The organism is Luteimonas sp. Soil_N_1 (genome assembly GCF_057656255.1).
Window position 1 is genome coordinate 38,063 of the sequence record NZ_JBDGKS010000001.1, and the last position, 26,329, is coordinate 64,391.

Sequence of the window (26,329 nt, forward strand, 5' to 3'; positions counted from 1 at the left end):
GGACTCAGCCCTGCCAGAGCTTGGGCGCGGGCTTCTCGGCAGCAGCCGGACGACGCCGCAGGCGACTGCCGAACGCGAGCGCGATGCCCACCAGCATCACCACCAGTGCGGCGATGCCGATTGCGACCGGGCTCATGGCCGACAGGGCGACCGTGGCCGCACCACCCTGCGCCACTTCCGGCGGCGCGGGCATCGTGACGAACTTCACCGAGACCTGGTTGATGTCGGTCAGACCCTCGACGCCATCCTTGACCACGATCTTGATGTCGGCCTCGCGGTCGCGCACGTTGCCGCCGGGCTGCTCGAAGATCCACACCGCCGCCGACGTCTTGCCGGTCGACCCGCCGAGTGGATCCCGCTCGGGCAGCGCCAGATGCACGCGCGCCTGGGCCACGCCGGGCAGCATGGACAGCGTCTGGCTGATCTCCTGCTGCAGCGCATGCAGATAACGTCCGCGTTCGTCGGTGGACGACGACGCGAAGCCTTCCTTCTTGAAGATGTCGCCCAGGTTCTGGAAGTTCTGCCGCGGCAGTCCCCGTGCACCGAGGACGGCCATGGCCTGGGGGATGTCGCTTTCCGATACCACGACATCCCAGCCCACCTTGCTGGCCGACGGCTTCTTCTGCGCCTGGATGCCCGAGCCGATAAGCGCGCCCATCATCTCGTTGGCCTGACGCTCGTCGACGGCGCTGTAGAGCGCCGTGCCACCGCAGCCTGCCAGCAACAGGCAGGCGAGCAGCACGCCCAGCCAGGCGGACCATCGAGTGGATGCGGATCCGTTCGAAACGGGCATGCCGGTCACCTCGCGATCAGGACTGCTGGCGGAACAGTTGCTGGATGCCATCGGACGTGCGGTTGGCGACGTTCGAAGTCATCTCGCACTGGAACATGAAGTGGTGCGACTTCATGGTCATCTCGATGACCTGGCCCGGCGTGAGCTCGCCGGTGTTCTGGGTCATCGTCTTGGCAAGATCCTGGATGCTGGCTGCGCCACCGTTGAGATTGTCGATGGCCGACATCAGCATGCGCACGCCTCCGGAAGGCTCGGATGCACCGACACCGGCCACGTCCTGGCTCGCATTGGCGCTTGCGGACGCACTGCCCGCGCGGTCCATTGCCTGTGCGAACTGCCCGACTTCGTAGGCTGCGGCGACCGGCTGGTTCGCGCCGGATCCCGATGCCCCCTGTGCCGCGGCTTCGAGCCCCGCGGCCTGAATCGCGTCGACCATGATGTTCTCCTTCCTCGTGCTGTGCGGATGGCTCGCTTACTGCTTGCGACCCAGGGTTTCGAGGGCCTGGCCCACGCTGTTCTGCGAGGTGGAGGCGTTGTTGGACAGGAACTGCATGCGCAGGCTCTCGGCGGTCAGTGCAACGACATTGGAGGGCTGGTCGCCACCCTGGCCGATGATGTCGGACAGGTTGGTGATGCGGGTGGCCTGCTGATCGAGCGTCTGGCCCCACGCGCGCGACATCGCTTCGTACCAGCTCGACGAGCTGGAACCACCGGCGCCTGCCTTGCGGGTGCCGTTGTCGTTGTGCATCGCGGCCTTGCCGACGAAATCGCCAATCGCGTCATTTGAAATGGTGGTCATGCGGTGTACTCCTTTCGACTGCTCTGGACAGATGGAATGTTGCGGATTGAAGGGCGTCGCACGCGACGCCGAAGGTTCATTGCTGGGTCGCCGGGCGCGCCGGCGCATCGCCATCGGGTCCCGCGACAGGCCGCGCGGCGCGACCGTCCGCACGGACGCTGGCGACGACACCGCTGAAGCGCGGATCAGCCGATGCGTCGGACGACTGGGCCACGTCATCCGAGCCGGTTTCGGGCACGGGACCGGGGATGACCTTGGTCAGCTCGCCGTTAGCGTTCAACACATGGGCGAACTCGCCGATCGAGATCAGCTCACCCTTGCCGGGAATGGTTTCGCCAGGCACGAACCGGCGTCCGTCGGATGCGAGCAGGTGCGGATTCTCGCCACGCACGATCGACACGATGTGTGCCTGCGGTGGCGCCTGGGGCTCTTCGACACCGCCCGGCGGCACTGCGCCGGCCGGCGTGCGCGGGAGGATGCGCTGGACGCCCGGGATGTCGGCGATCGCACGCGAACGGGCCAGACGCTCGATCTCCGCACCGTCCTGGAATTCGCCGGTCACTTCGACGTCGCCGTTGCCCACGTAACGGGCCTGCACCGGGATCGACTGGCCGCGGAACATCTCCGCCACGTCACTGGCGATGTGTTCGCCGGTGCGGATCTGCAGCGTTGCGTCGATGCCTTCGGCGCGCAACTGGTTGCGCAGCTGTTCGAGCGATGCCGAATCGTCCACCGCGCCGGTGACGGTGGGACGACCATCGGCACCATCGCGGATCTGGATGTCGGCGACGCGATGATCGTCGAGTAGCGCTGTCAGACGCTCGCGGGCATCGGGTCCACGATCGGTGGCGGGCAGCACGGCGGCGAAGATCGCAAGCGAAGCAAGCGACAGCGCGGCCACGCCTGCGATCCAGGGCAGCTTGCGCACGAAGCCTGAGCGCGGTGCCTGCGCTTCATCGTTCGGTGCGAACACCGTGACGAATTCGTCCCATGCGGGATCGTTCTCGCGACCAAAGGCGATCACGGCTTCGCCGATGCGCACCTGCTGCACCACGGTCAGCTCGACCGGGTCGCCCGGATGGATGTCCTGGGCGCCCACTTTCACGGGGGCGTCCAGTGCACGCACCAGGAAGCGGCCACCCACGAGACTGATCAGCGCGTGGTGGGCCGCAACGGCGTCGTCGGCAAGCACGATGTCGCAGTCCTCGCCGCTGCCGACCAGGATCATCTCCTCGTCGGCGAGCACGCGGCTCGCGCCGGCGTGGAGGCCGTCGACGATGCGCAGCACGTTGTGGGCCTGGGTTTCGTTCTGGTCTGTCATGGTGTCAGTCCTCTCATCGCCTGCGCCGCGCGCGTCGCAGCATGTGCAACGACCACGGGACGCACGCCCCGGAATGAAGCGACTACGTCATGCATTGATCTGTCCCGCCTGCATGATGCGCAGGTCCGGCGCCAGTTCCTGGTACGACAGCACCGGCAGGTCGAAGAAGTCGACCTCCATCAGCTTGCGCAGATGCCGGCGCACGTCCAGCGAACACAGCAGCACCGGCCTGGTGCCCGGCGCCTGACGGCCCAGGTGCGCACGCACCTCGTTGCCCAGACGTCCGGCCAGTTCGGGGGAGATCGCAAGCTGGCTGGCACCGCCCGCTACACGGACCGATTGCCGCAGCTTGTCCTCGAGTTCTGGATGGATCAACAGTACATGCAGCGTCCGCTCATCGTCTGAATAGCGATCGGCGATCTCACGCTTGAGCGCAACGCGCACATATTCGGTCAACAGCACCACGTCCTTTTCGCGACCGCCGACATCGGTGATCGCTTCGAACGCGTCGCGCAGGTTGCGCACCGGCACGCCTTCTTCCGACAGGCGACGCAGCACATCGGCCACGCGCTGGGGCGCGACGACGCGCAGCATCTCCTTCACCAGATCCGGATAGTCGCGCTGCATCTTCGCGAACAGGTTCGAGGTCTCCTGGATACCGAGGAAGCCCCCCATGCGCCGGCGGATCGCCGCGGTCATGTGGGCACCGAGTACTTCGAGCGGTGGCTGCGTGCCTTCGCCGCTCTGCACCCATTCGCCTGCGACCACGGCGGGATAGAAGCCGGGCAGCTTGTTCGCATTTGCCGCGGTGGCAAGCTGCGGCTGCAGCACCGCGTCGCTGCGCAGACGACCGGTTGCGATGCGCGCGCCGAACGCGGTCAGACGGTATTCGTCCTCGCCGAACGTCGACACTATGCGCAGCGACGGCACCGGCACCGGCACGCCGTACTCCTCGCGCAGGCGCTGGGCGATATCCACCGCGCGCGCTTCAAGATTGTGTGCACCCATCGACTGCGCCAGCAGCGGCGAGACCTGCAGCTGCAGCGGCGCGGGCGGCGCCAGATCGTCGTGTTCGACGGAGGCGTGCACGTCGGCAAGCACTTCCTCACCGGTCACGCGGAACAGGCGACGCAGCAATTCGAACTGATAGCGGTAGTGGTAGGCGCTGAAGGTCAGCAGACCCACGCCCAGGAACAGGAACACCGGCCACGGGAAGCCCGGCACCAGGGTCATCAGCAGGGCGAGGATGCCGGTGATCAGCACCACGCGCGGCTGGTTCGACACCTGCCGGGTGATCGCATCGCCCAGATGGCGGTCGTCGATCTCGCCGGTGGTGCGCGTGACCACGAGACCGGCCGCGATCGTCGCCAGGATCGCCGGGATCTGCGAGACCAGACCGTCGCCGATCGTCAGGATGCTGTAGACGTGCGTCGCTTCGGCCAGCGGCATGCCGCGCTGGAGCACGCCGATCGCAAGACCACCCAGCAGGTTGATCAGGATGATGACGATGCCGGCAATGGCGTCGCCCTTGACGAACTTCATCGCACCGTCGAGCGAGCCGTGCAGCTGGCTTTCGGTCTCCAGCAGACGGCGCTTGCGGCGTGCCTCGTCCTTGTCGATCAGGCCGGCGCGCAGGTCGGAGTCGATCGACAGCTGCTTGCCGGGCATGGCATCCAGGGTGAACCGGGCAGCGACTTCGGCCACGCGCTCCGCGCCCTTGGCGATGACGATGAACTGGACGACGGTGATGATCAGGAACACCACCATGCCGACGACCAGATTGCCGCCAGCCACCAGCGTGCCGAAGGTCTCGACGATGTGGCCGCCTTCGGCGTGCAGCAGGATCGAGCGGGTGATCGCGATCGAGATCGCCAGCCGGAACAGCGTGGTCAGCAGCAGCACGCTGGGGAAGCTGGAGAAGGCGACGGGCGTCGGGATATAGATGCCCAGCAGCAGCAGGCCGAAGCCGATCGAGATGTTCACCGCCACCAGGGTGTCGATGATCACCAGCGGCAGCGGCAGGATCATCACGCAGATGATCGTGACGGCGGCAAACGCCAGGATGATGTCGCTGTAGCCGAACTTGGCCCGCGGCGCGGCGCCGGCCGGCGCTCCGGTCAACTGGGCCAGCAGCGCCTTCACGGGGTCACCACCGCAACCGCACAGAACGCCAGGTCGCTCGCGTCCGCACACGTGCAGAGGCGCGTGCAGGCGAAAGCCGCCACGACGTTTCCACACTTCCGGGTGTCCATTCGCCGCATCTTGCCCCTGACCTCGTGCGTCACATTGTGCCCCTGTACGATAGTCGAGCTATGTTATGAACAGGTCAAACGGATGTTGCAAGTGGCTGCATCCAGTAAGGCACGATCCGTGTGAAGAGGCCTCCATTTCGAGCGGCGCCAGAAAAACTTCAAGCGTCACAAGGAGTTAACGACTTTCGTCGATATTGACCAGTGAATGCGCCGTGGACACGGATGCGGCGGGGGCTGGGCTCTCCAGATCTTCATCATCGATATCTGTGATGAAGGTCACGGAATGATTTCCGACCCCGATTGCGAAAACCCGTCCTCCGCGTGATTTCACCAGGACCAGCCGCTCACGGGGACCGACCGGCAGGATCTGGAGCACCGACAGCGGTGCGTCTCCACTCGACAATCCGTACTTCCGCCGTACCAGACGCAGCAGGAACAGCAGGGCGCCGATGATCAGGACCAGTGGAATCACGATGGCGAACATCTCGCCCACGAAGGACCCGCTCGGGGTGGTGCCGCCTGGCGTGGCCGCGTTCGCGGACGCGAGCCCCGCACCGGACAGCAAGGCATGCGGAATGCCGGTGCGCAGCAGCGCGCGGACGTGGCGGGACGAGGACGCGCGGATCATGGATTGCCTTGGCATGGACACCCCAGCGGTGCCCCGCCACCGTATCAGTCAAACCCCACCGTCCATCGCATGACCCCGACGACTGGATCCCGCCGCCGGGACGGCGCGGGCCCGCCCGGGCCCGATGACGAAACCGCCACGCGTGCACTGGACGAGGTCCTGGAGGCCGTGCCGTTCGCGTGCGCGGCCTTCGTCCGCGAGACCGGCGTCCGGGTGGCCGCCAACAGCCGCTTCGCTGCCGATCTGGGCACCCTGCCCGGGCATGCGCAACGCGATGCGTTGCTGGCGACGCTGTATGGCGACGCCACGGGCGACGCGCGCGGCGAGGAAGTCCGCGCGCCCGGCAGCGGCCGCTGGTATGCGCTGCACTGGCGCGACCTCGACTGCGGTCCGCGCGCGCTGTCGCTGCTAACTGCGGTCGACATCAGCGAACGCATCGAGACGCTGGACTCGCACAAATCGCAGCAGGAAAAACTGCTGTTCACCTCGCGGATGATGTCGGTCGGCGAGATGGCGGCGACGCTTGCACACGAGCTCAACCAGCCGCTGGCGGCGATCGTGAACTATCTCAACGGCAGCCTGCGCCTGGTGGGCCAAGCGGGTGGCCCGGTGCAGGTCGAACGCGCCCTGCAGGCGGCACGCACGCAGGCCGAGCACGCCAGCGCGGTGATTGCCCGGGTCCGCGAATTCGTACGCGCCCGTGAGCCGCGCCGCGACGCCCAGGACCTCGCGCTGATCGTCGACACCGTGCTCGAACTGCTGCGGCTGGAGGCGGAACGCCAGCAGCTGCGCATCGAACTGGCGCTCGCTCCCGGGCTGCCGCCCGTCTACGCCGACCGCGTGATGGTGGAGCAGGTGCTGCTCAACCTCGTCAAGAATGCGATCGAGGCGATGCGCGAAGTCCCCGCCGCGCAACGCGGCCTGCGCATCGAGGCGCGGGTCAACCTCGACGGCGAGGTGGAGGTGCGGGTCTGCGATCGCGGCCCCGGCCTGAGCCGCGCCGAGAGCGAGCAGCTGTTCTCGCCGTTCTACACCACCAAATCGGACGGGTTGGGCATCGGTCTGGCGATCTGCCGTTCGATCATCGAATACCACGAAGGCCGACTGTTCTTCGAGGCCAGGGATGGCGGCGGCAGCGTGTTCGGATTCACGCTGCCCACGCCGGACAGGAGGATCTGAAAGACATGACCGTCACCTGTGTCTACCTCGTCGACGACAACGATGGATTCCGCGACTCCACTGCCTGGCTGCTGGAGACGGCAGGGTTCGAGGTGCGCGCGTTCGCGTCCGGCGCCGCATTCCTGACCGTGTTCGACAGCACCCGCCACGGCGACGGCGAATGCCTGGTGTCCGACATCCGCATGCCGGAGATGAGCGGCCTGCAGCTCCAGGACGAACTGCTGCGGCGCGGCTCGACGCTGCCGCTGCTATTCGTCACCGCGCACGGCGACGTGCCGCTGGCGGTGGAGGCGATGCGCAAGGGCGCTTCGAATTTCCTGGAAAAGCCTTTCAGCGACGATGCCCTCATCGACGCGATTCGCAATGCACTCAGCCGCGAACGCGCGCAATCGGGCTCGCCCCAGGGGGCGGCGCTGGCGAAACTGAGTCCACGCGAACGCCAGGTGCTCGACCTGGTCGTGGCCAGCAAGCCCAACAAGATCATTGCCGACATCCTCGGCATCAGCATCAAGACCGTCGAACTGCATCGGGCCAACATGATGAGCAAACTCGGAGTACGTTCCCTCCCTGAACTGATGAAGGTGGCACTGGGCCATGGCTGATGCCGATGTGACGATCCCGCGTCCCCGGGTGTCTACCCTGCTTGACCGCCTGCCCCGGCTTTCGGCCACGCAGGCCGATGTGATGCGCAGCCTGCACGCCCGGCCGCGGCGCTGGGTCACGCCCGAAGGCACGCTGCAGCTGCGGGGCCTACGCAGGGCGCCCGCCGAAGGCGTGTTCGAGGTCGAGGCCGACGGCACGCGGTTGGGCCTCGTGCTGGCTGGCCCCCCTGCCGACGCCGACGCGGAAGACACCCTGCGCTGGCAGGACCACCGCGGGCGCGCCCGCGTGCTTGCATGGAGCCTCGCCCACGAAACCACCCTGGTGCGGATCAGCGAAGCACTCGGCATCTCGCTGCTGCCCCTGCTCGATCCACCGGTGGAGGCGCCGGCCATGGATGCGGTCTGGCTGGAGCTCGACTTCGCGCCGGATTCCGGCGTGCACGCCCGGGGCGCGCTGCGTGCCCCTGCCACCTGGATACAGACCCTGCTCGCGCATGCCGATGCACAGCCGACCCCGCCCACCGACCCGGGCCACTGGCGACAGTTGCCGGCGCTGGTGACGATCGCACTTCCGGCGCCGCCGCTGACGATGGCCGACCTCCGCGGCCTGCGCCCGGGCGATGTGTTCGTGGTGGGCGCGCTGCGCCTGCCGCCGCTGCATGCCACTGCCGTCGGCCTGCGCTGGCCCATCCGTTCCGGTCCGGACGGGTGGCGCATCGACGGCCCGCCCACCCCACGCCCCCGACACCAGGAGAGACCCCGCATGAGCGAGACCGACACCACGACCGAAGCCCCCCGGACCGAAGACGCGCCGCCGGCCGAGGATCCAGCCGGTCGCCTGCCGGTGGAGATCGAGTTCGAACTGGCGAAGGTGGAGTTGCGGCTGTCGGACATCGCCGGCCTGCAGCCGGGCTATGTGTTCGCGCTGCCGGCCCACCTCGAGGGCGCCAACGTCACCGTGCGCGCCAATGGCCGCGTTGCAGGCCAGGGCGAACTGGTCGCGGTCGGCGATACGCTGGGCGTCCGCCTGTTGTCCTGGAGCTGACACATGGATTTCAGCACGTTCTCGCCCGCGCTCGTCCTGGTGACGGTGGTCAGCCTTGCGCTGGCGCCGTTCGTGGCTGTGATGGTCACCTCCTTCACCAAGATCGTGGTGGTGCTCAGCCTGTTGCGCAACGCGCTCGGCCTGCAGCAGGTGCCGCCGAACGTGGTCATCAACGGTCTGGCGATCGTGCTGTCCATCTATGTGATGTATCCGGTGATCCTGGACGTCAACGACGCCGTCCAGGCCCGGCTGGAAGGCCGCCCACCACCGGCCGCGGTGCAACGCCAGATCGAAGTGCGTGCGCAGCAGCAGGCCGTCCGCGAAGGGCGTCCGATCGACGTGCGTCCGGCGCCTGCCGGCGCAGCGGCCGATGCGGACGCCGACTCGCCCGCGCCCACCAGCCCGGCTGCAGCCGACGCGCTGGCCGCAGAAGCCGAGGCCCAGGCGGCGTCGACCGAAGCGCCCGATCCGCTGTTCGCCTCTGTCCAGGGGGGCTCGAGCAACGACCCGCCCCGCGAGTCGGCCGACACGACCCCGCTCGGACTGGCGGAGGAGGTCACGCGCGCTGCCACGCCCGCGGCGGCACCGGCCAGCGGCGCGTTCGATGCCAACCGCATGCTGTTGATGATCGATGCCGGCAAGGAACCGCTGCGGACGTTCCTGATCAAGCATTCGAGCGATACCGAACGCGCGTTCTTCCTGCGCAGCGTGCAGCGCATGCTGCCGCCCGAGCGGCGTGGTGGCATGACGCCCGATGACTTCATCGTCATCGTGCCGGCCTTCACCGTCAGCGAGCTCACCGCCGCCTTCCAGATCGGCTTCCTGATCTTCCTGCCGTTCCTGATCATCGATCTGGTGGTGGCCAACATCCTGCTGGCGCTGGGCATGATGATGCTCTCGCCGACGACGGTGTCGCTGCCCTTCAAGCTGTTGCTGTTCGTGCTGATCGACGGCTGGGCCAAGCTCGTGCATGGCCTGGTGCTGACCTACGGAGCGGCGTAATGAGCGACGTGCTGGAGTTCACCAAGGAAGCGCTGTGGCTGGTGCTGCTGCTGTCGGGCCCGCCGGTCGCGGCGGCGGCGGTCGTCGGTCTGGTGATCGCCTTCCTGCAGGCCGCCACGCAGTTGCAGGAGCAGACGTTCCCCTACGCGCTGAAGTTCCTGACGATCGTCATCACCCTGTTCATCACCGGCTCGCTGATCGGCGGAACGCTCTACGTGTTCGCCGACCGCATCTTCCTCGACTTCCCGGGCCTCGTCGGACGGTGATGTACGACTTCGCCGCCAACCCGCTGCTCGCGCTGGCCCTCACCCTGCCGCGCGTCGCGGGCGCCTTCCTGATGCTGCCGCTGCTGACCACCGAAACGGTGCCGGCGATGGTGCGCAACAGCTTCATGGTCAGCCTGGCGATCGTGGCGATTCCGATCGCGCTCGCCGGCGCGCCGCCGATCGAAGCGGCCGGCACCGCGCACTGGTCGGCGATCGTGCTCAAGGAAACTTTCATCGGCATCTCGATCGGGTTCTGCTATGGCATCGTGTTCTGGGCGATCAGCTCGGCCGGCGTGATCATCGACACCCAGGTCGGCATGTCGATGGCGCAGATCTTCGATCCGATCCAGGGCCACCAGACCTCGCTGCACGGCGAGTTCCTGTCGCAGTTCGCCACGTGGCTGTTCATGGCCAGTGGTGCGTTTCTCGTCTTCCTCGATCTGCTGATGACGAGTTACACGGTCTGGCCGGTGATGAGTTTCTTCCCGGATCTACGGGCCAGCGGGATGGCCCTGTTCGTGGGCCAGTTCGGCTATCTGATGACCGCGATGCTGATGATCGCCGCGCCCGCGATGGTGATCCTACTGGTCATCGACCTGTCGTTCGGCCTGGTCAACCGGTACGCACCGCAGCTCAACGTGTTCGCGCTGACGATGCCGATCAAGGCCTGGCTGGCGACGGCGATCATCCTGTTGATGATCGGCGTGTTCGTGGAGATCGTGATGACACGGCTGGTCCACAACAACGGATTGATCGAGGCGCTCAAGCACGCGTTCAACGCGACGTAGGCAGCGGATCGGCGGGCTGCCCGGATCCGGCGGGACGGCCTGCCGGTCTTCGACAAGGCGCAGGTACGCCGTGCACTCCGAGACGGCTGGAAGGCCATGCGCGTGCAGCCGGCAATTCCCGCGTGCACAGGCAGATGCGCCGCAGCGCGCGCTGCACGGAGTGCATGCACCCGCCCCGCGCGAAGTCTTCGACAGACGCGACACGCGACACGCGGCGCAGCACCGCGTGGATAACGAGCGGCAGCGCGCCCGGCGCCGCCCGTGTCAGCGCATGGGATCCCGTGGATCCTCGAACCGCTCCACCACGGACGGATCATCCGCCAGCGGCGGCGGCAATGCCTCGGGATCGGCCAGCCCGATCTCCTCGCGCATGTCCGGTGGCGGATTGAATTCCGGCGGCTCGGGGCGATGTTCGCCCAGGCGCACGCCTTCGGCCCAGTACAGCACCTGCGCGACGGCTTCGAAGAAATCGTCGCTGATGTAGTCGTCGATCTCGACGCGTGCATTGAGGCCGCGTGCCAGCGGCACGTTCTCCAGGATCGGTACGCCCGCCTCTTCGGCGACGCGCTTTATCTCTTCGGCAACGTGGCCTTCGCCCTTGGCGACGACCAGCGGCAGATCGTCACCCTGTTCGTACTGCAGCGCGACTGCGATGTGCGTGGGATTGGTCACGATGACATTCGATCCTCGGACGGCATTGAGCATGTTCTGTTGCGACCATTCCTGGTGCAACTGCTTGCGACGCTGCTTCACGTACGGGTCGCCTTCGTTTTCCTTGACCTCCTGCTTGATGTCGCGGCGGCTCATGCGCAGCTTCTTCATGTAGGAGTACTTCTGGTACGAGGCATCGACCGCGGACACGAAGAAGAAGACGAAGATCGTCCAGATGCCGATCCACTTGAGCGCGTGCCAGATGGCGCTGCCCATCGCGGCGGGCTGCGCGAACGGCAGCTGCAACAGGTTCGGCAACATGCCCCACAGCACGAAGCCGCCGATGGTCAGCAACGCCGCGCTTTTCAGGACGCTCTTGATGAGCTCGACGAGGTTGTCCATCGAGAACATCTTCTTGATGCCGCTGACCGGATTCATCTTGGACAGGTCGGGTGTGACCTTCTTCATCGACAGGACCGGACCGACCTGCAGGAACTCGACGATCAACGCCAGCAGCACCGCCAGCAGCAGCAGCGGCAGCGTGACCGCCACCAGGGTCTGCGCCGCCAGCGGGCCGATCGTCCGCAGCGCGATGTCGAACGGCTGGTTCATGACGTTCAGACTCTGATCGAACAGCCCGCTGATCCGTCGGAACATGTAGCCCATCAGCATCCAGCCGCCGGCCAGCCAGCCCATGATGAGCACGGTGCTGGTCAGCTCCCGGCTCTTGGCGACGTTGGCGTCCTTGCGCGCGTCTTTGAGCTTCTTGCTGGTCGGTTTTTCGGTTTTGTCGGCGCCCTCGTTCTCTTCGGCCATCCGCGTTCCGATACGTCGCACCGCGCGCGTTCGCGCATCGGATCGGAGGCTAGCATGCGTGGGTGACGCATCCGTTCGGCCCACTGCCCAGGATGCCGCGACCGTGCCGGCGAGGCTCTGTCCAACCGGCGTTCAGCCGCAACGGCCCGTCCGCGCGGCACAGGCGCCTACCTAGGGACAGCCCGAGATAGCCGTTCCATTTCACCGGCGTTACAGTCCCGCCATCGCCGCAGAAGCGGTCCGTCCACCCCCTATGGTTTCCAGGCAGTTCCCGTCCCGATGAGCAGCATCCCCTCCGACGCCAGCTTCAGTGCCGCCAGCCTCGACCGGCTGGGTGGCCATGTCGCGCTCGACGACCTGCAGCCCCAGGGGCCCGGGCTCGCACCGGCGGACGGCGGCTATGCGGATACTGCGACGGCGCGGGGTCCGCTGGCCGATCCCGGCGAAGACATCCTCAATGTCGCGGCATGGGATGGCGTGCCTGCGGGCAATCGCCAGCTCCCCGGTGACCTTGCCTTCGAGGCCCGTCTGTCGGCGATCGACCTGTCGCAGGCCGCTGACCAGGGTACGGATGCGGTGCTCGACGCACTGAACTGAGGCCGGAACCTCCGCCTGTTCGGTTACAGTCCGCCGGCCTTCCCGTTGCATCTCCGGATTGCCGTGCCTGCATGAATGCCGTTCCTTCCGCGCAGTCGTTGCGCGACGCCGCCGACCGCCTCGTGTCCACACTCGCGGCGCATGCAGATCCGGAATATCGCCTGACGGTCCTCAAACGACTGGTGCGCCGGCTGGGCGAAGACCGCTACCCGGTCTTCCTGCGCCTGCTGGGCGTGGTGGCGGAGAGCGACGACACGCGTGCGCAGCGGCTGGTGGCCGATACGATCGGCACGGCCCTGCGCCGCATGGACCTGCCCGGCGGCGCGCTGAGTTCCTGGGGCGCGACGCGGCTTCCCGACAGCACCATGCCCATGTCGGCCAGCACCCTGTCGGGACAGTTCTTCGGCGGCACGCCGCACCGCATGCTCGGGCCGGTGGAATACCTCACGGTCTGGCACCTGCAGCGAACCCAGCGCACGGCCCTGTCGGCCGAGACCTTCCGCACCAGCCTGTCGCGGATGATCGCGCTGCTGAACCAGTCCGAGGATGCGCGCACCCTGTACCCGCAGAAACTGGCGGTTGATGCGCAGAATGAACTGGAGGGCGCCTACACCCGCGCCACCCGCGAACGCCTGGCCGCCATCGCCGCTGCATGGAAGGCGGGCCGCAGTCCGGACGAGATCGCCCAGGCGGCGCTCGATGCCAGTGCCGCCGACACCCCGCACGGCTGGGTGTTGCGCGACCTGTGAGCGCGGCAGCCACGTCATGCCTGCTGGCGATCCGGATGGACAGTCCGACCGATGCGTGCTGATTCCGCGCACCTAGCTGACGACTACCGCTGCCAGCGCAGACGCGCCAGCGTGCGGCTGTTATGCGTTGCAGCCTGCGCGGTCCTGCTGGCAATCCTTTGCCCACCGGTCCACGCCCTCGATTCGAGAACCGGCATCGGCCCGTTCCACCACACCGCCTGGACCGTCCAGGACGGCGCGCCCGGCTACATCACCGCGCTTGCGCAGACCACGGATGGCTTCCTGTGGATCGGCACCGAGGTCGGTTTGTTCCGATTCGACGGCCTCCAGTTCGAGCACTACGAGCCGCCCGCCGATATGCCTTTCCCCGCCACCAGCGTGTCCACGCTTTACGCCACGCCGGATGGCGCCCTGTGGATCGGCTTCCGCTATGGAGGCGTCAGCGTGCTCGACCGCGGGCGGTTGACCCACTACGGCGAAACCGAAGGACTCAGGCTGAGCACCGTTTACCGGTTGCAGCAGGATCACGACGGCACGCTGTGGGCGGCCACCTTCCGTGGGCTGTCGTTCCTGAAGAACGGCCACTGGGCGCGCGTCGGCTCCGAGGCCGGCCTCCCGGGCGAGCAAGCGCACACTGTGTTTGTCGATACCGACGGCACGCTCTGGGTCGCGACCGAGGCCGGCATTGCCACGAAGCGGCGCGGTGCCCCGGGGTTCCAGCGGATGGCGACCGAAACAGGACGGGTGGGCGGGATCGGACAGGCACCGAACGGCAGCATCTGGCTGTCGAGAACGGATGGCAGCAGCGTGCTGCGTGTCTCCCCGTCGACCGGTACGACACAGCCGTTGCCCGCACTCGTGGACCTGCCGGCGTCTGACCTGCTGTTCGATCGCAGCGGTGCGTTGTGGGCGACCACGCTGGGTGAAGGCGTGTTCCGCAGGGAGTTTCGGGCCGACGCATCTGCACCTGCCGGGCGCTTCGCGCGTCAGGACGGTTTGAGTTCGGACTATCTGCGTCCGATCATCGAAGACATCGAGGGCAACATCTGGGTTGGCAGCAGCCGGGGTCTGGACCGATTCCGGCGCACGAATCTGACGCAGGTGCGCCTGCCGGACGAAACCCACGACTTTGCAATTGCCAGTGCTGGTGGAGACGCATTGTTGATCGGCACCCGCAACCTGCCTCCCATGCGCACGGATGGCACGCACACCACGCTGCTGCCGATCGATGCGCCGATCACCGCAGTGACCCACGATGCGGACGGGGCAGCGTGGCTGGCCGGCCCTGCCGGGATCTGGAAAGTCGACAGCGGCGCAGTCGAAAAAGTCGCTGCACTACCGGTCGGCAACCACTCCGGAGTGCAGGCGATCGCGGTGACCGGCGACGGTGCGCTGTGGCTGTCGCTGAACTCGCCTGGCCTGTACCGCTACGGCGATGGCGCTTGGCAGCATCTGTCGCGCGACGGTGGCATGCCCGGCGGCGCATCCCCCCTTACCCTGCTGGCCGCGCGCGACGGATCACTCTGGATGGGGTTCGCGCATGGCATCGTGGGTCGCGCCGAGCGCATGCGCGTCCGGACGTTCGCGCTCGATGACGCCGGGTTCGATTTCGACATCGGCAACGTCACGTCCTTTTTCGAGGGCGCCAACGGTGTGTGGATCGGTGGCGAACGCGGGCTGCTGCGCTTCGTCGAGGGACGGTTCGAGCGCGGGCCGGTGCAGGGCGCCGCAATACGCGGCATTTCCGGGATCATCGAAGACGCCAGCGGTGGCTTGTGGCTCAACGCCGCCACGGGCGTCGTGCACGTACCTGTCGGCACGCGGGAGACGGTTGCACGCGCGGCGACACCTCGGTCGATGCCATCCCCCTCGAAGGCAGGAACGTACGAGCTCTACGATGCCCTCGACGGATTACCCGGGACGCCCGCGCAGTTCCGCCCGATTCCGACCGCTGCGCTTGGCGACGACGGCCGGATGTGGTTCGCGACGACCGCCGGTGTCGTGTCGATCAACCCGTCCACCCGGCAACGCAATCCGATCGCTCCGCCCGTGTCGATCCGCAGCCTCGTGGTCGATGGTGTGAACCGGTCGCTGGACGGCACCGCGCTTCGGCTGCCCGCAGCCACCAGCAACCTGCAGATCGAATACACGGCGTTGAGCCTGTCGATGCCCGAGCGCACCCGTTTCCGCTACCTGCTGGAGGGGTTCGACACGGGCTGGCAGGACGCAGGCAACCGGCGGATCGCCTTCTACACCGATCCCGGACCCGGCACCTACACGTTCCGCGTCATCGCCGCCAACGCTGACGGGGTGTGGAATGAAGTCGGCGACGCGATCGGTTTCAGTATCGCGCCACGCTATTACCAGACCGTCTGGTTCCGCGTGCTCTGCGCGCTTATCGTCGCGTTGACCCTGTGGATGTTGTACCTGCTCCGGATGCGGCACTTCGACGCACAGATCCGCATGCGCCTGGGTGAGCGCCATGCAGAACGCGACCGTATCGCGCGCGAACTGCACGACACGCTGCTCCAAGGCGTGCAGGGCCTGATCCTGAGGCTGCATGTCGCGACGAGACGCCTGCACGCCGACCATGTCGCGCGCAGCGAATTGGAAACCGCGATGGCGCTTGCGGAGAACACCATGGCCGAAGGACGCGACCGGGTCCGCGGCTTGCGGAGCGACATCTCCCATACCAGCGACTTGGGCAGCGCATTGCTGCAGGTAGGCGCAGAGACCTCCGGACAGCCCTTGCCGGAGCTGCGCCTTAGGACGCACGGCACGCAGCGACCATTGAAGCCGGACGCTGCCGAAGAGGCCTACATGGTCGGACGCGAAGCCCTTCGCAACGCTTTCAGGCACGCAGAGGCACGTGCCGTCGGGATCGACCTGGCGTATCAGGCGGACGAACTCCGGATCACGATCTCCGATGACGGCATCGGGTTGCCCGAGAATGCGCCGCGTCCCGGTCACTGGGGCATTGAAGGCATGAAGGAGCGCGCGGGACGGATCGGTGCCGCATTCCACATCGCCCGGGATGGCGACACTGGCACCCGCGTCACGCTGGTCATCCCTGCGCGCACCGCCTACAGCGAATCCGAGCAGCCATACTGGTGGCACAGGCTGACTCGAAGGCTGCGGCCCTGAGCCAGGCACGACGGTATCGATTCCAACCTCCGGAACCTGCGACATGACCCAGACCGAACGTCCCATTCGCGTGCTCGTCGTCGACGACCATGCGTTGCTGCGTGGCGGACTGCAGGCGTTGCTTGCCGACGAGGCTGACATGCAGATGATCGGGGAGGCCTCGGACGGCGAAGAAGGCGTGACTCTTTACCGGGAGCTGCAGCCCGATGTGGTGCTGATGGACCTGCAGATGCCGAGCATGGACGGCGTTGAAGCAACGCAGCGCATCCGCCAGTCCGATCCGGACGCACGCATCATCGTGCTGACGACCTACAGTGGCGATGTCCGGGCGCTGCGTGCGCTGCAGGCGGGCGCGGCCGCCTATCTTCTGAAGGACACGCTGCGCCACGACATGGTGCGGACGCTGCGCGATGTGTTCAGTGGCAAACGCCACCAGATGGCAGCGCCATTGGCCGAGAGCATCGTGGCGCATGTCACAGACGAACATCTGACGCAGCGCGAAATCGAAGTCCTCACGCATGTCGCCGCCGGACATGCCAACAAGTCCATCGCCGATCTCATGGGCATCTCCGACCAGACGGTGAAGGGCCACATGAAGAGCATCTTCGAGAAGCTCAAGACACGTGACCGGACACACGCGGTGACCGTCGCCCTGCGTCGCGGCATCATTTCACTGGAGCCCTGACCCCCCATCCGGGGTGTCTCCCGTGACCCGGATTGGGCTTGGCCGCATGCCATGCGGCACTCAGCATCGTGATGCAAGAGCGCGCGACGGAATCCTGCGCCTCGTCACCATGTCAGTGAGCACGAGCCCATGGCCCTTCAACACGCATCGTTCGAGCGGACCTCAGCGCTACCACCGGCCCCAAGGGAATTCGGCATCACAACCGATGACCTCGCGCGTATTGCGGGTGTTTCTCGAAAGACGATCTACCGTGTCCTCAACGATTCTCAATCGGTCAGACCGTCCACGCGCAGCAGGGTCGACCGGCTGATCAAGACACTCGGTTATTCGCCCGACCCGATGGCACGCGGGCTGGCGTCACAGCGATCGTCGCTGGTCGGCATCCTGCTGGACGCAAGCACGGCACATGTCACCCTGGCACTCGAGGAAGGTGCGATCGGCCATCTGCGTTCGCGGGGCCTGGAACTCGTCGCGCACCCGTTCGATCCGCGCGAGCCCGACTACATCGAGCAGGTGACCGCGTTCGTCGCGCGTCAGAAGATCCGGGGATTGATCCTGCCACCGATCGCATCGGAAGACACCGCGTTGCTGGCGACGCTCGAGCGGATCTCATGTCGGCACGCGCGTATTGCCGTGACTGCGGATGACGGTATCGGCGTCGGCTCGACCGTGCAGACGCAGGATCGACGGGGCGGTGCCGCAGCTGCCCGTTTTCTCTTCGCACACGGTCATCGCGACATCGGCGTCATTACCGGTCCGATGCATTCGGCATCGGCCCGCGAGCGCACGAGTGGGTTTCTCGAGGTGTACCGCCTGCGGCGCCACGATGTACGCCCCGATCGCATCATCGAAGGCGACAGCAGTTTCGAGTCCGGCCTGCGTTCTACTCTGCGCCTGCTCGACTCGGCGGGTGGTATGCCGACTGCATTGTTCTGCCAGAACGACGAGATGGCAGCGGGGGCATATGCGGCCGCGTCGCAGGTTGGGATCCGGATTCCCCAGCAGCTGTCGATCATCGGTTACGACGATGCGCCCCTGGCCGGGCATCTGCATCCGGAACTGACGTCGGTCCGTTGGGATCCCCGCGAGATGGGTCGACTGGCGGCCGCCATGCTGACCGGCACACCGTCCACCGGCGGCATCGAAGTCAGTCTGATCCCATCCGTCGTAGTCCGGGAATCCTGCGCGTCTTACGCAGCCTGAGCACGTCCATGCGCACCTGGCGGAACACACGTCGAGCCGGTCAAGACGCGCTGCATCCCATAGCCGGTCCGCCCAGCAGTCGATTGCATGCAGCAGCTACGCGCTGGACAGCATCCAGGTGTCGTCAGACACGACACCGTGCGGCCGAGCTCCGCTCTGGTCGGTGATATCGCGCGCAGCGTCCGCCCTCCAGGCGTCAGTGCACGTGCCCTCGCACAGATTGGAGCATCGACGACGATCGCCTGATGGGCGACCGTCGGTGCGCGTGCTGCATCCTTCTTCAATCCCGGGCGCGGATCGCGCGATGCATTGCACCGGCTAACTGGCTGAGACGAACGGGTCGTCTTCCGGAGCGATCTCCGCTCAGCGCTGACGACGCGCCAGCTGCCATTCGTAGAGCGACGGGGCGGCGTGGACCGTCTCGTTGAGCATCTCCACGTAAGGTACGGGCCGGTAATCGATGTTGAAGTGGCGATTGCCCGACACGCCGACCACGCGCGCGTCCGGTCCTTCCTCAAGACCCTGCAGCAGCACCGGTTCGTCCACCGATGCACCCGACTCGACTACGACGCGCAGGTTCCAGTGCGTGTTGAAACGACCATGCCCCGGCTGCCAGTACGAAGCGCCGCTGCCATCCCAAAGCGGGTAGAACGCCACACCATCCTTGCGCCTGGCGTGGACATGGAACGTGATGTCGTCGAACAGATTCTGGTGATTGGCGCCGGCGTGCTGATCGATCACCGGATCTTTCCAGACAGTGGCGCGGTGGAATACGGCCCGCGTCGCGCGGGTGTTCACACTCAGGGCGTGACGCACCGAGTTGTGTACCTGCAGCCCGGAGACAAGTGCGTTGTGCACGCTTCCCAGATGCACCGAGTAATGCGCCTTGCGGGCACCGTCTGTCACCACGTCGCGGATCGTCAGGTTGCCGCTGTTGTAGGTCAGCACCCCGCTGTCGGCGTTGGAGATGCGTACCGCACTGATCCAGCCGTCGAACACGTCGGTCATGTAGACACCATTCCAGCCTTCTTCGAGGTGGTGACCGAACTCGTGTCCTTCCGGAAAGGCGATTGCCAGATCGCGGATCCCGACCTCGGTCAGACCGCGCCACGGGACGATGTCGGCCGGGACCCGGCTGTCGATGGAATGCAGCAGCGGATCCGCGATTCCGAGGCGCGAACCGTCTACGGATACGATCCGCGTCGTCTGCACCACGATTGCCCGCTCAGGGCTCTCCCACATGCGCGAACCGGCCTCATGGGCGTGGTCGCCGAACAGAGACGTCAGCAGGCCACTGTCGCGCCCCTGCCCCGATGCCCAGCGGATGCTGACCACGTCGCCGACTTCGAAGTTGCCGGCCGATTGCATCGCAAGCTCCATTTCTCCGCGGATGCCTGCCGCCACGGCGGCACCATCGGTCCGGGTCGCTTTCGTCGCGTATTCCTCGCCGGCATCGATTGCCGGAGACTTGATCCAGATGAAGCCGCCGCTCCAGCTGTAATCGGAGAACGGCGCGTCGATGTTGGCGCGACGTTCCACCTGCCGCTTGTCGTTGTCCACCAGGTAGCGTCGCAGCACGTCGAGCCGGTCCGACCTGTCCACCATGCGCAAGGGACGCGGGAAGTACAGCTCGGTACCGCCCTCCCCCTTGCCGGCGCCCTCGATCACGATGTCGCTGCGACTGATCGGCAGCACCTCGCTGAGCACGAATCGCCCTGCCGGAAACCTCACCCGCACCGGGCCGCGAACCTTGTGCGCCGCATCCAGTGCAGCGAGTACCGCCAGGCTGTCATCGATTCCGTCGTCGGGGACGGCGCCGTGCGCGGTCACATCGATCACCTGCCCGACCGGTGCAGGCAGCGGCCGTATGCCGAATCCGTAGCCTGCGTAGGAGAAGTCGGGGAGATAGGGCGTCTCGTCTCCCTGCGCAGGCGACAGGATTCCGGGCAACTCCCGTGCGCCTGCAGCGAAGGAGAGCAGGAGCAGCGGTGTGACGAAACAAGCGTTCTTCAGACTGGGCATAAGTGTCAGCGTTCGTTGGCGGCGGGCGGATCGGCTGGTGCATCACCCACAGGCAGAGGCGGCAGCACGAAGTTCAGCCGACGTGCCGCGTACCGTGGTGCATAGCCGGCGGCCATGGCCGAGTAGTCGGACGACGCCCACGCGTCACCAGCGCGCGCGAACAGTGCGTATAGGCCGATGGCTTCGCTCCTGTTGAGTTCCGGCCATGGCCAGGTCTGCTCACGGCCGGCGTACGGGGCGACGAAATCCACCGCGGCGCGAAGCCGGCTCCGTTCTGCGGACGGGTGGTTCCAGAGGTCTACGTCCACGCATCGCGCCAGATCCGCCAGGTCCATCGCGGCAGTGATGGTCCAGCTCGTGTAGTGCATCGACCGGGTCCGGGCCAGTTCTTCAGGCAGGGCGCCCTTGCGGTTGATCTGCGCATCCAGGCGCTTGCGCCGTGCCGATTCGACGACGTCGCGGGTCGTTTCCGCATCACCTGCAAACAAGGAGAACTGGCTCAGCAGCACGTCGTAGTAGATGCCGTGGTTGTTGTTCTTCGCACGTTCCTGTCGACCGATCGTGCTGGTCTGCATCCAGTGCGCAAGTTCGCCGAACCACGCTTTCAGCGCGGTGGTTTCGTCCACTGAAAGCGCACCGCTCGGCGCCATGAGGCCGACCGATTCGACCACGCGGACCAGGCGGTGCACATCGATGACGCCTTCGGCACGGCCGGACACGCGCCCTGGAATCGACTGGGCATGGTTGAGATTCGGATTCATGCGCGTCCCGGGGTCGAGGAACCAGACCCGGATCAGCGCGGCGGACTTCTCCGCGTAACGGTTGTCGTCCGTCAGGAAGTACGCGAGCGACAGCGCTTCGACATCCTGGCTCATCGCTTCAAGGTCGGTGAGGTCGAACCGGTCGCCGTCGCGCTCGGGATTGAACTCGCCGTCGCGGCGTTTGTAAGGACGCCCGTCGCTGCGATCGGGATCGGGCCACCAGTACGGTGCCAGGCTGGTGTAGTCGTGCGCGTCTCCGCTTGCCGGCAGCCGGGTCTTGTCGACGACGGTGTAAGGCCCCGACTGGAGTGCACGCTCCGCGTCACGCAGGAGCGCGTCACGCGCAACGGATTCCCCTGCCAGAAGTGCGCTGCGCGCGGCGATCAGATGCTGCGGCTTCCAGAGGTAGGTGGCGCGACCTTCAAAGGCGCTGGCGAAACCGTCGGAGCCATGGCAGACCGGGGCATCCCCGTCTGCGGCGTGAACCGAGAAGGCGGTGGCCAGCAACAACAGGCCAAGCATGTTGGGCATCGAGGTCCTCACCGGAACCGCACCCGCACGCCGAGCAGGTAGCTGGTGCCGAAGTAGCTGGACTCGGCGATGCTGCCATCGACGGGGCGCCACATCCGCTGATGCTCGTTGTTGAGGTTCAGCGCCTGCAGTCGCAGCTGGACATGCTTGTTGACGTTGTAGGACGCCGACATGTCCAGGTAACCGGACGCGTCCACGATACGGTTCGAGCTCAAGCCGCTGGGTTTGAAGTAGCCGGATCTGTACTTGTAGACGAAGCGCAGGGCGAAACCTCCGCGCTCGTAGTAGGCGGTCGCGGAGCCGGTGTGTTTCGACAGGCCGGGAATGCCGGCCGGTGGCACGAAGCCTGCAAGCGGGTTGGCTGGATCCACGGCCGACGGATCGTTGTATTCGAAATCGGTATCGGCGTAGCTGTAGTTCAACTGCAGGCCGAGCCCGTCGAATGGCGCAGGCAACCAGCTGAACGCCATGTTCGTTGAGAGCTCGAAACCGCGCACGTAATTGCTCGACCCGCTGTTGACCTGCTGCGCGACCGGCACCGTGTAGCTGATGCCGTCGATGACATACGTCTCCAGCAATGCACCCGGCTGGGCCGGTACGGCCGCGCCCTTCAATGACTTGTAGAACAGCGCCAGCGCGTAGCTGGTGTCCGCATTGGGGTAGTACTCGAACGACAGGTCGCCGTTCCATGCCTCGAGGGGTTCCAGGCGCGGATTGCCACCCGAAGCACCACTCAGCGCTTCTTCCGGCGTCGACGCCTCGCCATCACTGATCAGCACCCGGCCCGAGCCGAGGTCCTCGATGTTGGAGCGCGCGATGGCCTTGTACACCGCACCACGGACCAGCAGGTTCTCCCTGACCTCGGCGGTCACGTTGAAGCTGGGAAGCACACTCTGGTAGTCATGCTTGGACACGATCGGCTCGAACGACCCGGCGACCGGGTCCAGTCGGTACGACGGCAGGCCGGAGACCGGATCGGTACTGGTGACCAGCGTGAAGCCGCCGCGGTATCCCATCGAACGCACGCGTGTATCGACCAGACGGACGCCCGCGTTGCCCGACAACGGGATGTTGCCCCAGTCGGTACTGAAGGTACCCATCACGTAACCGGAATGCGTGCGCTCGGTGATGTCGAGATCGCTGATGCTGCGGCTGTCGGCCAGCGAACCCATGTCGTCCACGCCGGTGAACGCGCGATACAGGCACCGCGTGTCGAACTGCGCCCAGCTGCCGATGTTGGTCCCACTGTCCTTGCCCCAGTTCGAAACCGCGTTGTCGACGCGGCAGGCTTCGTTGCCCGCCAGCGTGTTCGCAGTGGGGATCGACTCCAGATTGTTGTCGTTGTCGAGGTCGGTGATCCGATCGTGACCGGACAGCCGGACTCCGGCCTTGAACTGGCTCCAGACACCGTAACGGTCATATGTCAGGTCGATCTTCGCCGCGTGGATCTCGTCCTCACGATCTTCTTCACCGCGACGTGCGAACGCGTTGCCGGTGTATGCACTGTGGTCGTCGAGATCGATCGGGTTGAGAAAGTCAATGATCGGGATATCGCTGCTGGCCTGGTCGGCGGTGTACGCAACGCGCCCGCCCGGCCCGAAGCGGGTATTGCTGCGCAGACGCGTGGAGAATTCCACCTGGTTGCGATGCGTCCGCGAGTAGGACAGATCGCCGGACAGGGTGACGGCCTCGGTCGCCTTGAAGGAACCCGACAGGCCTCCACCCATGTACGACTCGTCGCGCTGACGTTCGGCGGAGTGGCTCTGGAGGTAGCTGTTGCCGGCCCAGCGCAGCAGCGCGCCCTCGTCGGTGAGCTCGGTCGGGGCAATGCCGCGTCGCCCTTCGGCGAGTACCAGGTCGCGGCGATCTTCGAACGAACGTCGTTTGGACAGTTGCAGGTCCATGCCCAGATCCAGGCGATCGTTGGGTTGCCATTGCACGCCACCCACTACGCCGCGACGGGTGTCCTCGGTGCGCAGCTGGCGGAAGTTGATCTGGTTGGGCACCAGGTAGGTCGGGTTCGTGGATGTCGGCAAGAAGCTGCAGTTGCCGGCGGTGACTGCCGCCGGGTTCGGATTGATCGAGTTGCACGGTCGAAAGCTGGAGGACGCGGTATAGAAGTCCTCCGGCGCGGATGAATCCGTCGTCGCCGCACCCAGCATCACGCCGACACGTCCCATGCGGGTCTCGAACTGGTCGAGATACGAGGCGGAAAAGCGACTGCCGAGCCCGTCGTCCGCACGATCGGCATACGGCAGGTAGTTGGCCCGCCCTTCGACCTGCATGCGCCGGCCTTTGACGTCCAAGGGCCGCGCGGTGCGCAGGTCGATCACGCCGGAGATTCCGCCTTCCACCAGATCGGCCTGCTGGGACTTGTAGACCACGACGCCGTTGGTCAGCTCGGACGGAAACTGCTGGAACGACACGGCGCGGTCGCCGCCGCCACTCGAAACCTCGCGTCCGTTCATTGTCGAGAAGCCGAGGTAGGGCCCCATGCCGCGCACGGAGATCTCCGATGCGGACCCCTTGAAACGGTCCGCGGTAACGCCCGGAATACGTTCGAGGGTCTCGGCGACCGAGTTGTCCGGCAGCGCGCCGATTTCCTCGTTGACGATCGCATCGACGATCGCGGCCGAGTCGCGCTTGAGTGAAATCGAATTGCGCTGTGTCTGGCGCATTCCGGAAACGACGACTGCATCGAGCGTCTGCGCATCGCTGGTGCTCGCGACCCCGTCCTGAGCAGGCGGTGTCGCATCCGTGGACTGGGCCGACACGCCGGGCGCGTAGATCGCGACTGCCAATGCCAGTGCGAGCGTGGAAACCGGTGTCATCTTTCTATCGATCAGCAGCTTCATTTCCCCTCCCAGAGAACATGAAAACAGGTCACCCCGGCCACAACGCACTGCGTCGAAATGGCTCGTGCTTCCGGACCGGGCATCGCATGACTTCAAGGATCCCGCCTGCGCGGTTCGAAGGTCTACCCGAATGGATTCAGCTCGTGACCGCTCTTCGAGCAGCGGCTCAAACTGTCGTGGGGGACCGTAGCAATGCGTCTTCGTGTCACTCATCTTGCAATGCAGCACCCGCGTGTTTAGCCGACCACAAGCCGTTGAATCAATTGAATAATTTGAATGACACCGCGAGTCAACGCGCGCTGGCACAGGGTTGGACTGGAGCAGCACCCTGCCTTCGCATAGCGAAAATTGCGCTCGGCGAGCGCACGGTGCCATTCGATGGAGCGTCTCCGTTATCAGCCTGGCTGCCTGGAACATCATGATGACGGTGATGCAACCACCCGTCGGACGCCGAATCCGAACGCCTGTCCTCGTTGTTCGTCGATGCGCGGAACCGATGGGTGTCACCTGCACCTGTGCCATCAAGCAGACACGCCGGCGCGATCGCTGCGACATGGGTGCAGGTCGCAGCCTCCGATGCCGGTGCCGGTGCCGTCGACACTCCGCACGACTGGGTGTTGCGCGACCTGTGAGCGCGGCGCTTGTCCGGTCATCGACCGGCTTGCAAGATGGGGTGTCCGCTTGCCGAAGTCTCCCCATGCCCAGCCCTGTCCGCGCGCCCGGTCACATCCGCCTGCGACGCCGCGCCCGCGCCGCGGCCCTGCTGCTTCCGCTGGCGATGTGGATGTCCGGCTGCCAGCGTGAAACGGCGGCGCAGGAGACCGAGGCCCTGCGGGGCGGTGCGACGCCTGTCGAAGCCGTCACCGGGCTCACCGCGCACCTGCGCAGCGGTGACCTGGCCGCCTTCGCGCACGATGCGGTGACACCGGATCTGGCGCCGGCCCTCGACGAGGCCTGGCGTCAGGGCCGCACCCGATGGCCCCTCGACGAGCTGCCGTTGTCCGCGCAGTTGCCTGCCGTGCTGACGGCGCTGGGCGCGCCACAGGCCGAACGGATCCTGCTGCAGACCTTCAACCGCCAGTTCGCCGGTGCCGAGCGGGAACTGCGCTCGGCGGCCGTCGCGCTGGGCGCCTTCGCGATCCAGTACCTGGAACAGGGCGGCGACTTCAGCGACGACGAACGCGCGCATTACACCCAGCTGGTCGCCGCCGCGAGCGCCTGGGCGGAGACGGCGCCGCTGGCGGATCGCGATCGCGCACGCGGCACGATCACCGCACTGGTGGCGGCGGCCCGCGAAGGCGGGATCGACAGCGATGCCACGCTCGGGGCCGCCGGCATGCAGGATGGTCTGACCCGGCTTTCGCCACTGTTCAACGCAGGCAAGCGGCAGCTCGCAACCGCCTATGGACTGGACCTGGACCGGGCCTTCGACAGCGTCGAGGTGGTGCTCGATACCCAGACCGGCGACACGGCACGGGTGCGGATGCGCTACGTGCTTGCCGACCGGGCGGTGGATGCGGTGATCGCCGTCGCGCGACATGACGGCCGCTGGTATGTCAGCGATTTCCTGCGCCACGCCCGGGACGCGGCGGCGCCGGCATCGCCTCAAGCGCCTCCGGCGCCGGCCGCAGTCAACTGAT

Annotated in this window: 22 protein-coding genes and 1 pseudogene; 13 read left to right on the forward strand and 10 right to left on the reverse strand. The window is 66.3% G+C overall.

The annotated features are described in order from the left end of the window. Positions 1-4: 4 nt before the first annotated feature. From AC3A4E_RS00210 to AC3A4E_RS00235, 6 genes are all read right to left on the reverse strand, one after another. Entirely contained in the window at positions 5-793 is a 789-nt protein-coding gene (locus tag AC3A4E_RS00210; protein ID WP_487629573.1) for a hypothetical protein, read from the reverse strand. 16 nt (positions 794-809) lie between these two features. Continuing rightward, the gene (locus AC3A4E_RS00215) at positions 810-1,229 is read right to left on the reverse strand and encodes an EscF/YscF/HrpA family type III secretion system needle major subunit (protein WP_487629574.1); all 420 of its coding nucleotides are present in this window, start codon (positions 1,227-1,229) and stop codon (positions 810-812) included. Between the two features lie 36 nt (positions 1,230-1,265). After that, positions 1,266-1,592, reverse strand: coding sequence for a hypothetical protein (locus tag AC3A4E_RS00220; protein WP_487629575.1), 327 nt, complete (start codon positions 1,590-1,592; stop codon positions 1,266-1,268). 76 nt (positions 1,593-1,668) lie between these two features. Continuing rightward, positions 1,669-2,913, reverse strand: coding sequence for an FHA domain-containing protein (locus AC3A4E_RS00225; RefSeq protein ID WP_487629576.1), 1,245 nt, complete (start codon positions 2,911-2,913; stop codon positions 1,669-1,671). A gap of 87 nt (positions 2,914-3,000) precedes the next feature. Beyond that, positions 3,001-5,055 carry a type III secretion system export apparatus subunit SctV gene (sctV, locus tag AC3A4E_RS00230; RefSeq protein WP_487629577.1) on the reverse strand — a complete coding sequence of 685 codons (2,055 nt, stop codon included), beginning with the start codon at positions 5,053-5,055 and terminating at the stop codon, positions 3,001-3,003. A 285-nt stretch (positions 5,056-5,340) separates the two neighbouring features. Beyond that, positions 5,341-5,793, reverse strand: a complete 453-nt coding sequence (locus AC3A4E_RS00235; RefSeq protein WP_487629578.1) for a flagellar biosynthetic protein FliO — start codon at positions 5,791-5,793, stop codon at positions 5,341-5,343. 69 nt (positions 5,794-5,862) lie between these two features. Here AC3A4E_RS00235 and AC3A4E_RS00240 point away from each other — a divergent pair, with 69 nt between their 5' ends. The 6 genes from AC3A4E_RS00240 to sctT are packed head-to-tail and all read left to right on the forward strand — an operon-like array spanning position 5,863 to position 10,675. Further along, on the forward strand, positions 5,863-6,972 hold the full coding sequence (locus AC3A4E_RS00240) for a sensor histidine kinase (protein ID WP_487629579.1): 1,110 nt from the start codon (positions 5,863-5,865) through the stop codon (positions 6,970-6,972). 5 nt (positions 6,973-6,977) lie between these two features. After that, complete coding sequence (locus tag AC3A4E_RS00245) at positions 6,978-7,574, forward strand: response regulator transcription factor (protein ID WP_487629580.1); 597 nt, start codon at positions 6,978-6,980, stop codon at positions 7,572-7,574. A gap of 28 nt (positions 7,575-7,602) precedes the next feature. Then, a complete protein-coding gene (gene sctQ / locus AC3A4E_RS00250) occupies positions 7,603-8,619 on the forward strand; it encodes a type III secretion system cytoplasmic ring protein SctQ (RefSeq protein WP_487629581.1) in 1,017 nt (338 codons plus the stop codon). A 3-nt stretch (positions 8,620-8,622) separates the two neighbouring features. Then, positions 8,623-9,621, forward strand: a complete 999-nt coding sequence (locus AC3A4E_RS00255; protein ID WP_487629582.1) for a hypothetical protein — start codon at positions 8,623-8,625, stop codon at positions 9,619-9,621. After that, on the forward strand, positions 9,621-9,887 hold the full coding sequence (gene sctS, locus AC3A4E_RS00260) for a type III secretion system export apparatus subunit SctS (RefSeq protein ID WP_487629583.1): 267 nt from the start codon (positions 9,621-9,623) through the stop codon (positions 9,885-9,887). The genes AC3A4E_RS00255 and sctS overlap by 1 nt, the downstream gene beginning before the upstream one ends. Beyond that, positions 9,887-10,675 carry a type III secretion system export apparatus subunit SctT gene (sctT, locus tag AC3A4E_RS00265; RefSeq protein WP_487629584.1) on the forward strand — a complete coding sequence of 263 codons (789 nt, stop codon included), beginning with the start codon at positions 9,887-9,889 and terminating at the stop codon, positions 10,673-10,675. Before sctS ends, sctT begins: the two co-directional genes overlap by 1 nt. Positions 10,676-10,939: 264 nt before the next feature. On the opposite strand, the gene sctU is transcribed toward sctT, so the two are convergent. Beyond that, complete coding sequence (sctU, locus tag AC3A4E_RS00270; RefSeq protein WP_487629585.1) at positions 10,940-12,142, reverse strand: type III secretion system export apparatus subunit SctU; 1,203 nt, start codon at positions 12,140-12,142, stop codon at positions 10,940-10,942. A 279-nt stretch (positions 12,143-12,421) separates the two neighbouring features. Here sctU and AC3A4E_RS00275 point away from each other — a divergent pair, with 279 nt between their 5' ends. From AC3A4E_RS00275 to AC3A4E_RS00300, 6 genes and pseudogenes are all read left to right on the forward strand, one after another. After that, positions 12,422-12,739, forward strand: coding sequence for a hypothetical protein (locus tag AC3A4E_RS00275; protein ID WP_487629586.1), 318 nt, complete (start codon positions 12,422-12,424; stop codon positions 12,737-12,739). A 98-nt stretch (positions 12,740-12,837) separates the two neighbouring features. After that, a complete protein-coding gene (locus AC3A4E_RS00280) occupies positions 12,838-13,488 on the forward strand; it encodes a hypothetical protein (protein WP_487629587.1) in 651 nt (216 codons plus the stop codon). 51 nt (positions 13,489-13,539) lie between these two features. After that, entirely contained in the window at positions 13,540-16,632 is a 3,093-nt protein-coding gene (locus tag AC3A4E_RS00285) for a sensor histidine kinase (protein WP_487629588.1), read from the forward strand. 43 nt (positions 16,633-16,675) lie between these two features. Next, complete coding sequence (locus tag AC3A4E_RS00290; protein WP_487629589.1) at positions 16,676-17,317, forward strand: response regulator; 642 nt, start codon at positions 16,676-16,678, stop codon at positions 17,315-17,317. A gap of 129 nt (positions 17,318-17,446) precedes the next feature. Continuing rightward, a pseudogene (locus tag AC3A4E_RS00295) lies at positions 17,447-17,641 on the forward strand (LacI family DNA-binding transcriptional regulator); the annotation flags it as partial. Between the two features lie 15 nt (positions 17,642-17,656). Beyond that, on the forward strand, positions 17,657-18,520 hold the full coding sequence (locus AC3A4E_RS00300) for a substrate-binding domain-containing protein (protein WP_487631978.1): 864 nt from the start codon (positions 17,657-17,659) through the stop codon (positions 18,518-18,520). A 363-nt stretch (positions 18,521-18,883) separates the two neighbouring features. On the opposite strand, the gene AC3A4E_RS00305 is transcribed toward AC3A4E_RS00300, so the two are convergent. The 3 genes from AC3A4E_RS00305 to AC3A4E_RS00315 are packed head-to-tail and all read right to left on the reverse strand — an operon-like array spanning position 18,884 to position 24,689. Continuing rightward, on the reverse strand, positions 18,884-20,542 hold the full coding sequence (locus AC3A4E_RS00305) for a hypothetical protein (RefSeq protein WP_487629590.1): 1,659 nt from the start codon (positions 20,540-20,542) through the stop codon (positions 18,884-18,886). Positions 20,543-20,547: 5 nt separating this feature from the next. Beyond that, positions 20,548-21,834, reverse strand: a complete 1,287-nt coding sequence (locus AC3A4E_RS00310) for an alginate lyase family protein (protein WP_487629591.1) — start codon at positions 21,832-21,834, stop codon at positions 20,548-20,550. Between the two features lie 8 nt (positions 21,835-21,842). Next, entirely contained in the window at positions 21,843-24,689 is a 2,847-nt protein-coding gene (locus AC3A4E_RS00315) for a TonB-dependent receptor (RefSeq protein WP_487629592.1), read from the reverse strand. 697 nt (positions 24,690-25,386) lie between these two features. Between AC3A4E_RS00315 and AC3A4E_RS00320 the strand changes: the two genes are divergently transcribed. Further along, the gene (locus tag AC3A4E_RS00320; RefSeq protein WP_487629593.1) at positions 25,387-26,328 is read left to right on the forward strand and encodes a hypothetical protein; all 942 of its coding nucleotides are present in this window, start codon (positions 25,387-25,389) and stop codon (positions 26,326-26,328) included. The last annotated feature ends 1 nt before the right edge of the window (position 26,329 follow it).

Excerpts from the sequence above, each read along its gene's own strand:
- AC3A4E_RS00210 (WP_487629573.1), bottom strand. The coding sequence starts at position 793 with ATGCCCGTTTCGAACGGATCCGCATCCACTCGATGGTCCGCCTGGCTG.
- AC3A4E_RS00215 (WP_487629574.1), bottom strand. The coding sequence starts at position 1,229 with ATGGTCGACGCGATTCAGGCCGCGGGGCTCGAAGCCGCGGCACAGGGG.
- AC3A4E_RS00220 (WP_487629575.1), bottom strand. The coding sequence starts at position 1,592 with ATGACCACCATTTCAAATGACGCGATTGGCGATTTCGTCGGCAAGGCC.
- AC3A4E_RS00225 (WP_487629576.1), bottom strand. The coding sequence starts at position 2,913 with ATGACAGACCAGAACGAAACCCAGGCCCACAACGTGCTGCGCATCGTC.
- AC3A4E_RS00235 (WP_487629578.1), bottom strand. The coding sequence starts at position 5,793 with ATGATCCGCGCGTCCTCGTCCCGCCACGTCCGCGCGCTGCTGCGCACC.
- AC3A4E_RS00240 (WP_487629579.1), top strand. The coding sequence starts at position 5,863 with ATGACCCCGACGACTGGATCCCGCCGCCGGGACGGCGCGGGCCCGCCC.
- AC3A4E_RS00245 (WP_487629580.1), top strand. The coding sequence starts at position 6,978 with ATGACCGTCACCTGTGTCTACCTCGTCGACGACAACGATGGATTCCGC.
- AC3A4E_RS00255 (WP_487629582.1), top strand. The coding sequence starts at position 8,623 with ATGGATTTCAGCACGTTCTCGCCCGCGCTCGTCCTGGTGACGGTGGTC.
- sctS (WP_487629583.1), top strand. The coding sequence starts at position 9,621 with ATGAGCGACGTGCTGGAGTTCACCAAGGAAGCGCTGTGGCTGGTGCTG.
- sctT (WP_487629584.1), top strand. The coding sequence starts at position 9,887 with ATGTACGACTTCGCCGCCAACCCGCTGCTCGCGCTGGCCCTCACCCTG.
- sctU (WP_487629585.1), bottom strand. The coding sequence starts at position 12,142 with ATGGCCGAAGAGAACGAGGGCGCCGACAAAACCGAAAAACCGACCAGC.
- AC3A4E_RS00275 (WP_487629586.1), top strand. The coding sequence starts at position 12,422 with ATGAGCAGCATCCCCTCCGACGCCAGCTTCAGTGCCGCCAGCCTCGAC.
- AC3A4E_RS00285 (WP_487629588.1), top strand. The coding sequence starts at position 13,540 with ATGCGTGCTGATTCCGCGCACCTAGCTGACGACTACCGCTGCCAGCGC.
- AC3A4E_RS00290 (WP_487629589.1), top strand. The coding sequence starts at position 16,676 with ATGACCCAGACCGAACGTCCCATTCGCGTGCTCGTCGTCGACGACCAT.
- AC3A4E_RS00300 (WP_487631978.1), top strand. The coding sequence starts at position 17,657 with ATGGCACGCGGGCTGGCGTCACAGCGATCGTCGCTGGTCGGCATCCTG.
- AC3A4E_RS00305 (WP_487629590.1), bottom strand. The coding sequence starts at position 20,542 with ATGCCCAGTCTGAAGAACGCTTGTTTCGTCACACCGCTGCTCCTGCTC.
- AC3A4E_RS00310 (WP_487629591.1), bottom strand. The coding sequence starts at position 21,834 with ATGCCCAACATGCTTGGCCTGTTGTTGCTGGCCACCGCCTTCTCGGTT.
- AC3A4E_RS00315 (WP_487629592.1), bottom strand. The coding sequence starts at position 24,689 with ATGAAGCTGCTGATCGATAGAAAGATGACACCGGTTTCCACGCTCGCA.
- AC3A4E_RS00320 (WP_487629593.1), top strand. The coding sequence starts at position 25,387 with ATGCCCAGCCCTGTCCGCGCGCCCGGTCACATCCGCCTGCGACGCCGC.